The organism is Shewanella sp. YLB-07 (assembly GCF_009377275.1).
In genome coordinates, this window is the sequence record NZ_VOQB01000009.1 from 251082 (window position 1) to 265483 (window position 14402).

Annotated in this window: 11 protein-coding genes; 6 read left to right on the plus strand and 5 right to left on the minus strand. The window is 46.6% G+C overall.

The window, feature by feature from the left end; all coding sequences use genetic code 11:
* Positions 1–27: 27 nt before the first annotated feature.
* Both purB and FS373_RS19970 read left to right on the plus strand, forming a co-directional pair.
* Positions 28–1398 carry an adenylosuccinate lyase gene (purB, locus tag FS373_RS19965; protein WP_144046199.1) on the plus strand — a complete coding sequence of 457 codons (1371 nt, stop codon included), beginning with the start codon at positions 28–30 and terminating at the stop codon, positions 1396–1398.
* Between the two features lie 86 nt (positions 1399–1484).
* Positions 1485–2609 carry a cupin domain-containing protein gene (locus FS373_RS19970; RefSeq protein WP_144046198.1) on the plus strand — a complete coding sequence of 375 codons (1125 nt, stop codon included), beginning with the start codon at positions 1485–1487 and terminating at the stop codon, positions 2607–2609.
* A gap of 109 nt (positions 2610–2718) precedes the next feature.
* Here FS373_RS19970 and FS373_RS19975 read toward each other — a convergent pair whose 3' ends face one another.
* Positions 2719–3162 (minus strand): DUF4826 family protein, encoded by a 444-nt coding sequence (locus tag FS373_RS19975; protein WP_152830417.1) that lies wholly within the window; start codon positions 3160–3162, stop codon positions 2719–2721.
* A gap of 252 nt (positions 3163–3414) precedes the next feature.
* Here FS373_RS19975 and FS373_RS19980 point away from each other — a divergent pair, with 252 nt between their 5' ends.
* Both FS373_RS19980 and FS373_RS19985 read left to right on the plus strand, forming a co-directional pair.
* The gene (locus FS373_RS19980) at positions 3415–4449 is read left to right on the plus strand and encodes a Glu/Leu/Phe/Val dehydrogenase (protein ID WP_322619538.1); all 1035 of its coding nucleotides are present in this window, start codon (positions 3415–3417) and stop codon (positions 4447–4449) included.
* 206 nt (positions 4450–4655) lie between these two features.
* Positions 4656–5000 carry a hypothetical protein gene (locus FS373_RS19985; RefSeq protein WP_152830419.1) on the plus strand — a complete coding sequence of 115 codons (345 nt, stop codon included), beginning with the start codon at positions 4656–4658 and terminating at the stop codon, positions 4998–5000.
* Between the two features lie 525 nt (positions 5001–5525).
* On the opposite strand, the gene FS373_RS19995 is transcribed toward FS373_RS19985, so the two are convergent.
* From FS373_RS19995 to ppsA, 4 genes are all read right to left on the minus strand, one after another.
* Entirely contained in the window at positions 5526–5945 is a 420-nt protein-coding gene (locus FS373_RS19995) for a MarR family winged helix-turn-helix transcriptional regulator (RefSeq protein ID WP_144046194.1), read from the minus strand.
* Positions 5946–6076: 131 nt separating this feature from the next.
* Positions 6077–6529: a DUF1285 domain-containing protein gene (locus tag FS373_RS20000; protein WP_152830420.1), complete on the minus strand. Its 453-nt coding sequence runs from the start codon at positions 6527–6529 to the stop codon at positions 6077–6079.
* Between the two features lie 119 nt (positions 6530–6648).
* A complete protein-coding gene (locus tag FS373_RS20005; protein ID WP_152830421.1) occupies positions 6649–9705 on the minus strand; it encodes an FAD-binding and (Fe-S)-binding domain-containing protein in 3057 nt (1018 codons plus the stop codon).
* 116 nt (positions 9706–9821) lie between these two features.
* A complete protein-coding gene (gene ppsA, locus FS373_RS20010) occupies positions 9822–12191 on the minus strand; it encodes a phosphoenolpyruvate synthase (RefSeq protein WP_144046191.1) in 2370 nt (789 codons plus the stop codon).
* Between the two features lie 126 nt (positions 12192–12317).
* Here ppsA and FS373_RS20015 point away from each other — a divergent pair, with 126 nt between their 5' ends.
* Together FS373_RS20015 and FS373_RS20020 are read left to right on the plus strand one after the other, a co-directional pair.
* The gene (locus FS373_RS20015; protein ID WP_144046190.1) at positions 12318–13130 is read left to right on the plus strand and encodes a pyruvate, water dikinase regulatory protein; all 813 of its coding nucleotides are present in this window, start codon (positions 12318–12320) and stop codon (positions 13128–13130) included.
* Between the two features lie 165 nt (positions 13131–13295).
* The gene (locus tag FS373_RS20020; RefSeq protein ID WP_144046189.1) at positions 13296–14360 is read left to right on the plus strand and encodes a 3-deoxy-7-phosphoheptulonate synthase; all 1065 of its coding nucleotides are present in this window, start codon (positions 13296–13298) and stop codon (positions 14358–14360) included.
* Positions 14361–14402 lie beyond the last annotated feature (42 nt).

A 14402-nucleotide genomic window follows, 5' to 3' on the forward strand; every position in this document is an offset into this window, starting at 1 on the left:
TAAGTCAAGTTCATTAAGGAGCTTCTAATGGAACTTTCCGCACTAACTGCTATCTCTCCCGTAGACGGTCGTTATGGTAGTAAAACCGCCTCATTAAGAGGGATTTTCAGCGAGTACGGCCTGACCAAGTACCGTGTTCAAGTCGAAATAAACTGGCTAAAGCTGTTGTCCAGCTGCCCAGAAATAGTTGAAGTCCCACCGTTCAGCGAAACGGCATTAGCCCTTCTGGATCAAATTAAAGATAACTTCAGTGAAGAAGATGCACTGAGAGTTAAGGCTATCGAAGCGACCACTAATCATGATGTGAAAGCGGTCGAATACTTCATCAAAGAGCAGATTACCGATAATGCCGAACTGGCCGCTATCGGGGAGTTTGTTCACTTTGCCTGTACCTCGGAAGACATTAACAACCTGTCTCATGCTCTGATGCTAACCGAAGCTCGCGAGCAAGTGCTGGCTCCTTACTGTCAGAAGGTTATCGATGCCATCAAGGGACTCGCAGTCGAGCACAAAACAGTGCCACTGATGTCCCGTACCCATGGTCAACCCGCCTCACCTTCGACCTTAGGTAAGGAGATGGCCAACGTAGTAGTTCGTCTGGAGCGTCAGCTTAAGCAGATCCAAGCGGTCGAAATCATGGGCAAGCTCAATGGCGCCGTGGGTAACTACAACGCTCACATATCAGCTTATCCTGAAGTCGATTGGCACACATTATCCGAGCGTTTCGTCACAAGTCTGGGCATAAACTGGAATCCATACACCACTCAGATTGAGCCTCACGATTATATCGCCGAGCTGTTTGATGCCATCGCCCGTTTCAACACTATCTTGATCGACTTCGATCGTGATATCTGGGGCTATATCGCACTGGGCCACTTCAAGCAGAGAACCATAGCCGGTGAAATTGGTTCTTCAACCATGCCTCACAAGGTTAACCCTATCGATTTCGAGAACTCGGAAGGTAACTTAGGCATAGCAAATGCCTTGATGCAGCACTTAGCCGCTAAGCTGCCAGTATCGAGATGGCAACGTGACCTTACCGACTCTACCGTGCTGCGTAACTTAGGCGTAGGCATGGCACATGCCTTGATCGCTTATCAGTCAACCCTGAAAGGGATCAGCAAGCTGGAAGTTAACGAAGCTCAGCTTAGAGCCGAGCTGGACAAAAACTGGGAAGTATTGGCAGAGCCAGTTCAAACCGTGATGCGCCGCTACGGCATCGAGAAGCCCTATGAGAAGCTTAAAGAGCTGACTCGCGGTAAGCGTATCGATGGCGAGCAGTTAGCCGTATTCATCGAGGGTCTGGAGCTTCCAGCTGAAGTGAAAATTGAACTTAAGAAGATGACGCCAGCCAACTACATTGGCCGCGCCGAAGCCTTCGTAGATGAACTAAAGTAACGCTTTAATAGTCTATAAGACAAACTACACCAAAGGCGGTAAGCTTATCCTTACCGCCTTTTTTATGACCTTATCAATAAGCATCTATGTATAAACTGAATATCAATACTCAAGACTTCCTAGCACAGCATTGGCAGCAGACCCCCTTAGTCATCAAAAATGCCTTCACAGATTTTATCGATCCTATCAGCGCCGATGAGCTTGCGGGTCTCGCCTGCGAAGAAGAGCTCTCCTCTCGGGTTATCATAACCAAAGGCGATGGCTGGGATATCATTCAGGGCCCCATAGAAGAATATGATCAATTTGGTGAAGATAATTGGCAATTGTTAGTGCAAGCCGTCAATCATTGGCACCCGGATTCAGTCTCATTAGTCGAAGCCTTCAGATTCATCCCAGATTGGCGCTTCGACGACCTCATGGTGTCATTTGCGACACCTGGAGGCGGCGTCGGACCTCATATCGATAACTATGACGTTTTCCTGCTTCAAGGAGATGGGACACGCCGTTGGAAAGTGGGTGCGAGAGGAGATTACTCTCCCCGTGGTGGCGATACCCATACCGCACTCATCGACGACTTCGAGCCTATTATCGATGTGGTGCTGGAAAAAGGCGACATGCTGTATATCCCCCCTGGCTACCCACACAGAGGGGAAACTATCACAACGGCCTTGAGCTACTCCATAGGCTTTAGAGCACCGAGTCAGCAAGAGCTGATGAGTGGACTGGCGGATCATCTGCTTGATACCAACACGGGCTTACAGCGTTTTATCTCTGCAAATGAGCCTGAGTTTCCAGCGAGTCTTTCCATAGACCATCAAACAGGAATACTGGATCTGCTCAAAGACTTATTAGCACAGCCTCAGCATTACCAGCAGATGTTAGGCCAACTGCTGAGTCAGAACCGTTTCGAGTTGGACTTGTGCGAGCCAGAGCAAGATTACTCGACGGCAGATTTAACCTCTGCCCTGTCGGAAGGTGCTCAGTTAGTCCGAATTGGAGGCTTAAAAGTTATCAGTCTCGAGGACGATACTCAATCACGCTTATTCATTAACGGTGAGGAGTTCAAGTTAAACATAGACCAAGATGAGCTGAGCTATATCGCCAATCAGATGAGTCTGGATAATGATAAAGTGCTCGGCTTAATCCGCTCAGCAGAGGTGACAAAGTTTCTGCTCACTATGCTTAACTTAGGCTATTACTATCTAGCTTAAGCTGAGTTCCTTTAGGCTTAGCTCACGTAAAGCTAGCAGAATCAAAAATGGCACCTCAAATAAGGTGCCATTTTTATGTGCAGTGTTTAAAACAGAGAATAATCTACCACTAGCCCCAGAGTTTTTCATCGTTATGAATGTGGTACAAACTTTCGGCTCTAGAGACCAAAAGTTGAGCAAATTTAGCTTGAGTAGGCTCTCTTGTGGCGCCACTTTTTTGTAAGTTTTCCGCTTTCAACTGCCACATCATAGAGAAGTGACGCAATGCCTCACGGGCTGTTGCCGCCACTTTTACATCAACATAATCCGAGGGTAGATCGCCAGACATCACCCAAAAAGTCTGCTTCTTAGGCTGCTTAGACTGCATCTTCCAAACCGCGACGTAGGGCGCCAGGTAACGGCTCTCATCGGCTATGACCTTGCTAGGAATGATGCCTTTTTCAGCTAAGAATTTATTCGCCTTTTGAAAATGCTCTCTGATCCACTCCTGTCTCAGCTCTTCTTGTTGTTCTGCTGTTAGCGCTTGAGTTTGATCGACTGCTTGTTCCGTCATACTGAATTCCTATCTTATTATTGTAAACATATTGATTTCGCTTCGCTGGCTAATGCAATTTGGACATTAAAACCACTACTACTTTACGTTGACGTAAAGTGGAAAGCTAGATTGCCACACAGATCACAATTAATCCGAATCTTTACTTTGTTGAGAGTATCGCTAAATGCTATCGTTCTGCAATAAATATAACAAGCCGTCGGAGCATCTCTTTGAGCTCTGGCGTTTACATCCCCAAGTGGAGAACAGTACGTGGCTGTATTTAATCATATCTCTTTCGACGATCATGAACAGGTCGTATTTTGTCAAGACAAGGAAAGTGGCTTAAAAGCCATCATTGCCATTCATAACACCAATCTTGGGCCAGCCGTTGGCGGTTGTAGGATGTGGAATTATGAGTCTGATGATGAGGCATTAAACGATGTGTTACGCCTATCACGTGGCATGACCTATAAGAACGCCCTCGCGGGCCTCACCATGGGAGGCGGTAAGTCTGTCATCATCGCAGACCCTAAGCTTCAAGACCGTGAAGCCCTATTTCGCGCCTTTGGTCGCTGCATCGACGCTCTGGGGGGGAAATATTACTCCGCAGAGGATGTCGGGGTGTCGACCAAAGATATCATGATCGCTCATGAAGAAACGCCTTACATGGCAGGACTCGAAGGAAAAAGTGGCGATCCATCACCTTTCACCGCATTGGGTACTTTTTTAGGAATAAAAGCGGCGGCGAAGCATAAGCTAGGTGTCGACTCACTCAAAGGACTCAAGATATCTGTCCAAGGTGTGGGCCATGTCGGTTATTACCTGTGTCGTCACCTCCATGAGGAAGGGGCTGAGCTAATCGTCACTGACATACATCAGGCTTCTCTAGATAAGGCAGCCGCCGAATTTGGTGCCATAGTCGTTGCTCCTCAAGATATCTATCATCAAGATGTCGATATTTATGCCCCTTGTGCTCTGGGCGCAACGATTAACGATACGACTATCCCACTGCTTAAGGCCAGCATAGTGGCAGGTTGTGCCAATAATCAGTTAGCCGAAGCACGTCACGGCGAGAAGCTAAAAGAACTGGAGATTCTTTATGCGCCGGATTATGTGATCAATGCCGGTGGCATCATCAATGTCTCTTTCGAAAAAGACTATGATGCCAATGCATCGACTAAAAAAGTCGAAGAAATCTACCACACCTTGATGACTATTTTTACTGCATCTGATGAGCAAGATCGCACTACCGCTTCTATTGCCGATGAGATGGCCCGCAAGATCATCGAAGCGGCAAAAAAATAGGAAATATCGGTAAAATTACTACAGATTTTTTCACTATATTGATGGGACAAAATTAATTTTTTGTCCCATTTTTTATTTCTAAAAATAAATTTTCAATGCAGGCAAATAGATACAAGTCAGACATAGAAATTTAATCAAACCGTACTGGAAAATGTCATATTTGTCAGCTTAACTTAGAGGCTCGTTTACTCGCATAGGAAAATGCTATGGTGACTTTCAGGTATGATCTCAACCAAGACATGATAGAACTTCAGGCCAGTAACTGGTGTGGTTTAGAGCAAGTTTTTGTCAATGGGAAACGGGTTTCAAGAAAACTAAATTTTGGCCATAACAGTGAACACAACATCCGGCTCAATGATGGTAATCCCTGTCGTTTTCAATTACTTATAGATCCAACATCCGAAGAGATGATCTGTCGAATTTATAAGAGTAACAGTCTAATCACTAGCATTCACCAGGGGAAAGAGAACCTGAGCAAGAGTAGACAGTTGCTGCAAAATCTCGTCATTTTCACCACATTGTCAGGCTTACTCTTGCTGCTATTAAATTGATCACTTTATTCAATAAGAGGGATCAGACTAAACCAGTAAGGTGATGGATACACCTCTATCGCTCTGAGCTAGCAAAGGCTGAGCTTTTCACCTTGGATGCAGATAAGCTGGCTAGTTTGGTAATTGCCACTGCCTGCCGTGATGGTGGTAATTGACAGCTTTTGTTTATGAGTGCCATGTTCAATCAATAACGACGTTAATATCGTCCCATCTCTGGGATATGACACTGCAGAGACGAAGTCTCCTACGCTTAAATCCCGATACAGTTTACGGTAACACTTCCGATAGATCTCGGTTCCAACGGGCCTTCAGACACCACCAGAGTGTAACCCCTTGCAAGCTCGACCTTAGTGACATAAATTTGGGCAGTATTTTTCTCGCTCACCCGCTTTATGGATGACGGTTCGGCAGTTTTCTGAATATTAACAGAGCATGCGCTCAGCATAAGAGAAAAGACGAGTATTACAGTGGATTTTGACATTTGAAGCTGTGCCTATTGTGACCAATGGCAGGTATCTTAACCGATCAGGTGGGAAAGCGATTGATCTTATTGAGCATAAGGATAAAAGACGCTTGCTCATCTTCAGACAAATTGACCAGAAAATTATCATTGACCCTTTCGGCTTCACGGATTAAATCTTGTTCTAGGGCTTTGCCAATGTCGGTTAAAAAGATCTGAAAAGCACGACGATTGTCGGCCTCTTGGTGGCGATGGATTAAACCTTGTGTCTGAAGTTGGTCTAATAACCGAGTCATGGTGTAGTTAGCAACATCGCAACGCTTAGATAACTCAGTTTGCGTTATCCCCTCCTCTTGCCAAAGAGCAAAAAGAACCGGCCAAAGCTTAATATCGAGTTGGTATCGTTTGAGTTTCTCATCCAGTGCATTTTGCAGGTCAATATTCAAGTGAGATACCAAGTAGCCAAGACTTTCATAATGTTTCAACTAGCACCTCCAATTCAATAAGAACCTAATTTAATACTACCACTAAGCTCACAAGAAACTAGCAATACTCAAAACTAATTATGAAAACGATATAACATCAAAGCGTTAACCTAGATTTTCTTTATACCAGCTCACTCAAGAACATACTCTTCTACGAATCGGTAATAACAAGCCCTGCCGAGCTTGGCCGCCAGCCCATTAGATAGCTCAACGAAGACGCCATCCTCTTCAATGGTAAAGGCGCTCACACCCTCAATATTAAAGTAAGTATCCAGGCCTGTCACCAGCTCAAAACTGCCGCTTTCTAGCGCTTGATAATCAACAATAATGAGAGGAACAGATTCCACCGACACCTTAAGCTTTTCAACCGGCGTGATCAAAAAATGTTCTGCATCGATACGCTGAAGAATACTACTGAACAGACGAGCAAATTTTGTCGGTAGGGGTTCATTTTGGTAAAACCATTGCCCCTGATTGTCGATATGAAATAACACAGTTTCAGTGCATAGGGCATTATCTTGCCTCAACTGCTTCAATGCACTACCGACTTTATCTGCCTTGCTATTTTCCGATGTTTTACTCATCTCATCTCCTTATGCCGCCCTCCCCTTATTACCAGTAGAAAGGCCAATAGAAAGGGCAGTGGAAAGGCTAATAAAAAGACCAGGGTAACCTAGCCTTTTTATCTCATACTCAACAATGATTAAATTAAGCTCAATAACGCCTGCACGGGATGCCTCGGCTTGAAACCGCCAAAACGCTTCACCTGGCTTCGACAAGAGTAACCCGAAACCAATATTTGCTCCTGAGGCACGGCCTTCATGGCCTGCTCCCATGACATATCATACAGGGACTTAGAACGCTCCTTGTTCTCGAGTTCATGGCCATAAGTGCCAGCCATGCCACAACAACCTAGACTCACAGTGTCAAGTTTGGCACCAAAGTGAGAGAAAATCGTCTTCCATTCGGCGCCAGTACTTGGCTTAGCAGTCGATTCAGTACAATGACTAAACCAAGTAAAACTGGTGTTCTTGAGCGCCTCCCCTACCTCGGGCATGGTTTTTATCGCCTCAAGCAGCCACTCGCTGGACAGTTTAACCTCGAAATTGCCTCTGGTATCACCTAAAACTTCCCGATACTCATCGCGATAACACAATACCATGGCCGGATCTACGCCTACCATGGGCATGTTCAATGCGTGCAACTTGGTCAGAAAATCTGCCGATGATTGAGCAGTCTTGGCAAACTTATCCAAGAACCCCTTGATATGAATGGGCTTACCGTTAGGTTTATAAGGCAGCAACACAGGCTTAAGCCCCATTTTTTCAATGAGCTTGATGAAATGGTAAACCGTGTCGGCCTCATAGAAACTATTAAATGGGTCTTGAACCACCAAGACATATTGATGACGTTCATCATCGTCTATCGCCTCCAGCGCCTCAAGATCATAACCTCTGCAAGCATGACCATCTAATTGCTGCTTCAGAGTAGGCACAGATAAAGCCGGCGCATCCACATAACCCAAGGATTTCTTGATCACCCATTGACTGACGCTGTTTTGCGCCAGTGCATTGGTGAGTCTGGGCGCGATGGCCATCAAGGGTAAAGAGTCCTCGATGCCGGCCACCAGATAATCTTTTGCCGGACGCAGATACCTTTGATAGTAGATATTGAAGAATTGTGCCCTGAACTTAGGCACATCGACCTTAACCGGACACTGAGATGCACAGGCCTTACAGGCTAAACAGCCCTTCAACGACTCCATGACTTCGTGTGAATAATCGTATTCACTCTTAGCTTTTAAGCTATTTTGTGCCCTCTGTAGCAAGCCCTGAGGTTTTTGCTTCGCAAGCTCTACGACATCCACCCCCTCTTTCTCAAGCAGGCGAAGCCACTCTCGCATCAGACCCGCACGACCTTTCGGCGACTGGACTCTGTCACCTGTGGCCTTAAATGAAGGGCACATGGGTGAATAGCTGCTGTAGTTGAAACACAGGCCATTGCCATTACAGTTCATCACATCGGGAAATGCATTTCGAGTCTGTATCGGGATCTGTCGATCTAGGCTGCCACGTTTGGCACTGTCGACATTGTAGATCAAGGCACCAGTGCCTTTAGGCGCCACCAGCTTGCCGGGATTGAGTTTATTATGGGGATCGAACAATCCCTTCACCTCTTCGAGCAAGCCATACAGATGCTGACCAAATACCGCCGGGCCATACTCACCGCGCACTCCTTTACCGTGCTCGCCCCACATAAGGCCGCCATATTTAAGGGTTAGCTCAGCGACTTGATCGGAAACTCGCTTCAATAACCTCTCGTCATTGATATCACACATGTCCAGCGCCGGCCTCACATGCAATACCCCGGCATCTACATGACCGAACATGCCATATTGAAGCTGATGGCTGTCGAGCAGGGCTCTAAATTCCATGATAAAGTCGGCTAACTTCTCCGGCGGTACGGCGGTATCTTCGGCAAAGGCTATGGGCTTACGTCGCCCCTTCATCGCCCCTAGCAAGCCAACCGCCTTCTTACGCATGGCGTAGATCATATTGATACTGGTTTTATCACTGGTCTGCTGATAACCAAGTAAGCCACAAGAACCTGCCGCTAGCTGGGCATCTAGGCTGGAGATAAGTTTTGATACTCTCGCTTCAACCTCTTCTCTTTCACCGGCAAACTCCACCATGTTCAGGCCATCGATACGACTACCAGGAACATCTTTAATCAAGTCTGAGACAGAATGCCAGATAATATCCTGCTGCGCTAAATTGAGGACCTTAGAATCGACAGTTTCTACCACTGTCGCGTTGGCTTTAACCAGCTCGGGAGCATGACGCAGCGCAGATTCGAACGAGTCATACTTGATGTTGACCATCATGCGGACATCAGGCAGAGGCGTAATATCCAATTTAGCCTCGGTGATCACCGCCAAGGTCCCTTCGGAGCCAGTTAAAATACGCGACAGGTTAAATTCGGTGAGTTCATCATTCCAGACATTTTTTAGATCATAGCCGGTGAGAAATCGATTGAGCTTAGGAAAACGCGTTTCTATCTCACCACGATTGACACTGCACATATCGGCAATCTTAGCGATTAATTGCTGACCTAGTGGGTTATTAGTGAGCGCTTCGACATTTTTCAGTTTTTCACGCTTAATTGCATAAGTATTCAATACGCTGCCATCATATAACACGCTGGATAGCTCGAGTACATGATCGGAAGTCTTGCCATAGACCAGCGAGCCAGCCCCGGAAGCATCGGTATTTATCATGCCCCCCATGGTGGCACGGTTGGAGGTGGAAAGATCTGGACTAAAAAAGAAGCCATGATCCTTGAGCGCATCGTTGAGGGCATCCTTGACCACACCGGCCTCTACCCTCACCCAGCCCTCCTCGGCATTGATCTCCAGCACGCTATTGAGGTAGCGGGACAGATCTAAAATCAAACCATGGGTCAGTGACTGACCATTGGTGCCGGTGCCGCCACCACGAGCACTGAATACCACGCTATCAAACTCTTTTCGTGAAGCAAGCGAAAGGGCAAGGGCAACATCTTGTTGATTTCTGGGGTAAAGAACAGCCTGGGGTAGAAATTGATAGACAGAGTTATCGGTTGCCTGAGCTAAGCGTGCACTGTAACGCTTGTCTATGTCACCGCTGAACTCACTGCGTTCGAGTGCGATTAAGAAGGCAAGGTATTCAGGCTCGAGGGTGTTTTCATGTGATAACTTGGGCAACTTAGCGTTAGGTAACATATATGTTTCTGTCTATTATATTTATGTAATTATACCGCTATTATATAAAAATCTGACACAAAAAAAAGCCGCTATATAGCGGCTTTTAAGATTAGCTTATTCTATGTAAAGAATAATTAACTCTGTGCTTTACCCAAATACAGCCAGGTATCGATCACAGTGTCGGGGTTCAGTGAAACAGTATCGATGCCTTGCTCCACTAACCAGGCAGCAAAATCGGCATGATCTGAAGGTCCTTGACCACAAATCCCGACATAAGCACCCTTAGCCTTAGCGGCTTTAATGGCCATAGCCAGCAGGATTTTAACAGCTTCGTCACGCTCATCAAACAGATGACTGATGATACCTGAGTCGCGATCCAGACCTAGCGTCAACTGAGTCAAATCGTTAGAACCTATAGAGAAACCGTCGAAGTACTCGAGGAACTGCTCGGCAAGCAGTGCATTAGAAGGCAGTTCACACATCATGATGACGCGAAGACCATCTTTACCGCGCTCCAGACCTTCCTCTTTAAGCAGTTCAATCACCTGAGCCGCTTCACCTAAAGTACGAACGAATGGGATCATGATCTCGACGTTAGTCAGACCCATTTCATTACGCACACGCTTGATAGCCTCACACTCGAGTGCGAAACAGTCACGGAAAGAATCAGAGATGTAGCGACTAGCGCCACGGAAACCTAACATAGGGTTCTCTTCTTCAGGCTCGTATCTATCACCACCGACCAAGTTAGCGTACTCGTTCGACTTAAAGTCAGACATACGAATAATCACTTTCTTCGGATAGAAAGCCGATGCGATAGTCGCCATGCCTTCAACCAGACGCGCAATATAGAACTCAACCGGCGATGAATAACCCGCTATCATCTCGTTGATCTCTTCCTGAAGCGCAGCATCTTGCTGGTTAAACTCGAGTAGCGCCTTAGGATGAATACCTATCATGCGGTTGATGATGAACTCAAGACGTGCAAGACCAACGCCGGCATTAGGAAGACGGGCAAAGTCGAACGCTCTGTCCGGGTTACCCACGTTCATCATGATCTTCATTGGAAGATCAGGCATAGAATCTACACGAGATGAAGTGACTTCGAAGTCCTGGATACCTTCATAGATAAAGCCAGTATCTCCTTCAGAACAAGAAACTGTGATTTTTTGACCGGTCTTAATACGCTCAGTCACGTCACCACAACCTACGACAGCAGGCACGCCTAATTCACGGGCTATGATCGCCGCGTGGCACGTACGACCACCACGGTTAGTGATAATGGCACTGGCGCGCTTCATGATAGGTTCCCAATCGGGATCCGTCATATCAGTAACCAGTACATCACCTTCTTTAATCTGATCCATGTCTGCGATTGAAGACAGAACCTTAGCCACACCACTGCCTATCTTATGACCGATGGCGCGGCCTTCACAGAGTACCTCACCCTTAGTCTTAAGATGATAGCGCTCAATCAACTGCACATCTTCACGAGAACGCACAGTCTCAGGGCGAGCCTGAACGATGTAAAGCTTGCCATCATTGCCATCTTTAGCCCACTCGATGTCCATTGGACGTCCGTAGTGCTTTTCGATGACCATGGCCTGTTTAGCCAGTTCCATGACTTCATCGTCATTGATAGAGAACTGACGACGCTTATCGGCGGCAACGTCTTCAATCTTGACTTGCTTGCCATGGGCCTCATCATCGGAATACACCATCTGAATGAGCTTGCTACCGATATTGCGGCGAACAACGGCTTGATGACCGGCCGTTAAAATGGGCTTATGGACATAAAACTCATCCGGGTTAACCGCACCTTGAACAACCATTTCACCCAGGCCGAATGAAGAGGTAATAAATACCACATCATTATTGCCTGACTCGGTGTCCATGGTGAACATAACACCAGAAGCGGCGGTGTCAGAGCGAACCATGCGCTGCACACCGGCTGACAGGGCGACACCTTTATGGTCGTAACCTTGGTGAACACGATAAGAGATAGCGCGATCGTTGAACAAGGAGGCAAATACATGCTTCATCGCTACCAGAACCGCGTCATAGCCTTTAACGTTAAGGAAGGTTTCTTGCTGACCGGCAAATGAAGCATCGGGCATATCTTCTGCTGTCGCCGATGAGCGAACCGCAAAAGATGCATCCTTAGTTTCAGAGGAAAGCTTGTCGTAAGAATCTCTTACGGCCTGCTCAAATTCGGGGTGGAATGGGGTATCTATCACCCATTGTCTGATCTGTGCACCGGCTGTAGCGAGTGCGTTCACGTCATCTACATCTAGAATATCTAGAATGTCGTATATCTTCTGGTTCAGTCCGCTTTGTTCAAGGAATTCGTTGAACGCGTAAGAGGTGGTGGCAAAACCGCCAGGCACTTGAACGCCTGCATTAGCTAAGTTGCTAATCATCTCTCCAAGAGAAGCGTTCTTACCGCCGACCTTGTTGACGTCACCCATGCCTAATTCTTGATACCAGAGTACATATTGCTGCACAGTTCTATCTCCGCAAGTTTATTTCAGTGTGGCCCCTTCACAGGAGGGCAGCGGCATTTTACACTCCATCGCAACAAGCGTAAATCTATAATTTTATTTGTAATTTTATTACTACAAGAGGTCAAAATGTTACGTAAAGTTTTCTATATTTCAGACGGTACCGCCATCACAGCAGAGGTGTTTGGCCATGCAGTCCTCTCACAGTTTCCCGTTGAATTTGATGCACTTACAATTCCATTCGTCGAAACAGAAGCTAAAGCTCAAGCAATTAAAGCCCAAATAGATGATTGTTTTATTACAACAGGTGAACGTCCCTTAGTCTTCCATTCTATCGTCAAACCTGAGATTCGAGACATCATCTTCAGCAGTGAAGGCATAGATTATGACTTTTTGAACACTTTTGTGGCCCCATTGGAGAAACAATTGGGAATGAAAGCCTCTCCCGTGGTTCATCGAACTCACGGCAAGGATAATGAAGGCTATGAGGCCAGAATAGAAGCCATCAATTACACCATGGATAATGATGACGGTCAGACATTAAAGAACATAGATAGTGCCGATCTAGTTCTATTAGGTGTGTCTCGTTGTGGTAAGACCCCAAGCAGCCTCTACCTTTCGCTGCAGTTCGGTATTAAAGCCGCCAACTATCCTTTTGTCGAAGATGACATGGATAACCTCAAACTTCCCCCTGAGCTCAAACGAAATAAGAAAAAACTATTCGGTCTAACCATAGATCCGGTACGCCTCCATGAGATACGCCAGAGCCGCATGGAGAACAGCCGTTACTCCTCATTGCGTCAATGTCGTATCGAAGTTAAAGAGGTAGAGATGATGTACAAACGCGAGCGTATCCCCTACGTCGACACCACCAATCATTCGGTCGAAGAGATAGCCACTAAGATCCTCGATGTCACCGGACTGAAACGTCATATGTTCTGATGTAGGGCTGAAACTGCTTAAATATTCACTTATTTGGCAACTTATATGCACAGAGAGCCGAAATTAACCTCACTTTTCGTGATTAAGGCGCTGTGCATCTTTAAACTATTCGTTATAATCCGAAGCAATCAGGCTAAATGCCCTTACGAACGCTCGGTACAATGAATGACCATTAAAACAGACGAACTACGCACCACTTTATTATGTAAGGCAATTTCTCCGGCTAAATTAGCTTCTGAATATCCCCTCACCCAAGAGGCTGCCGACTACCTGGTTCAACAGAGACGCGAAGTCGAAGCTATCTTAACCGGTGAAGACCCAAGACTGCTGGTTATTATAGGTCCCTGCTCAATTCATGACACCAAGGCGGCCGTAGAATATGCGGAGCGCTTGGCAAAACTGCATATGGAGCTGAAAGACGATCTGTGTATCCTGATGCGCGTCTACTTCGAGAAGCCCAGAACCACAGTCGGCTGGAAAGGACTCATCTCAGATCCCGATCTCGACGGCAGTTTCAACGCCAACAAGGGACTTCGTCTCGCCCGTGAATTATTGCAAAAAATTACCGAACTCAAGTTGCCTATCGCAACCGAATTCCTCGATATGGTGAACGGTCAGTATATCGCCGACCTCATTACCTGGGGCGCTGTCGGCGCGCGCACCACAGAGAGTCAAATTCACCGTGAGATGGCATCGGCCCTATCTTGCCCGGTTGGTTTTAAAAATGGCACCGACGGCAACATCAATATTGCCATCGATGCCGTGCGCGCTGCGAAAGAGCCGCACATCTTCTATTCTCCGGATAAAGATGGCGCCATGGCGGTTTATCGCACCAGTGGTAACCCATTTGGCCACATCATTCTACGGGGTGGTAAGCAACCTAACTATCACGCCGAAGACGTTAATGCCGCTGCAGAGCAACTGAAAAGCTTAGGTGTTTCCCATCGTATGGTTGTCGACTTCAGCCACGGCAACAGCCAGAAGAAACATGCCCAGCAACTCATCGTCGCCGACAGCATCATCAAACAGATGAATGAAGGCTCGACGGCTATCGCAGGTATCATGGCCGAAAGCTTCATCGAAGAGGGTAACCAGAAGGTGATCCCTGGTGAGGAGCTGGTCTATGGTAAGAGCATCACAGATGCCTGTTTGCATTGGGAAGACTCAGAGAAACTGCTTCGCTCTCTCGCTAAAGCGTCGAGAGACAGAATAAATAAACTTAGCTCGTAAAGGCTAATCCCGTAAAAAAGGCTTCTCAGCATTGCTAAGAAG

Excerpts from the sequence above, each read along its gene's own strand:
- FS373_RS19975 (WP_152830417.1), bottom strand. The coding sequence starts at position 3,162 with ATGACGGAACAAGCAGTCGATCAAACTCAAGCGCTAACAGCAGAACAA.
- FS373_RS20000 (WP_152830420.1), bottom strand. The coding sequence starts at position 6,529 with ATGAGTAAAACATCGGAAAATAGCAAGGCAGATAAAGTCGGTAGTGCA.
- purB (WP_144046199.1), top strand. The coding sequence starts at position 28 with ATGGAACTTTCCGCACTAACTGCTATCTCTCCCGTAGACGGTCGTTAT.
- FS373_RS20020 (WP_144046189.1), top strand. The coding sequence starts at position 13,296 with ATGACCATTAAAACAGACGAACTACGCACCACTTTATTATGTAAGGCA.
- FS373_RS19985 (WP_152830419.1), top strand. The coding sequence starts at position 4,656 with ATGGTGACTTTCAGGTATGATCTCAACCAAGACATGATAGAACTTCAG.
- FS373_RS20005 (WP_152830421.1), bottom strand. The coding sequence starts at position 9,705 with ATGTTACCTAACGCTAAGTTGCCCAAGTTATCACATGAAAACACCCTC.
- FS373_RS20015 (WP_144046190.1), top strand. The coding sequence starts at position 12,318 with ATGTTACGTAAAGTTTTCTATATTTCAGACGGTACCGCCATCACAGCA.
- FS373_RS19970 (WP_144046198.1), top strand. The coding sequence starts at position 1,485 with ATGTATAAACTGAATATCAATACTCAAGACTTCCTAGCACAGCATTGG.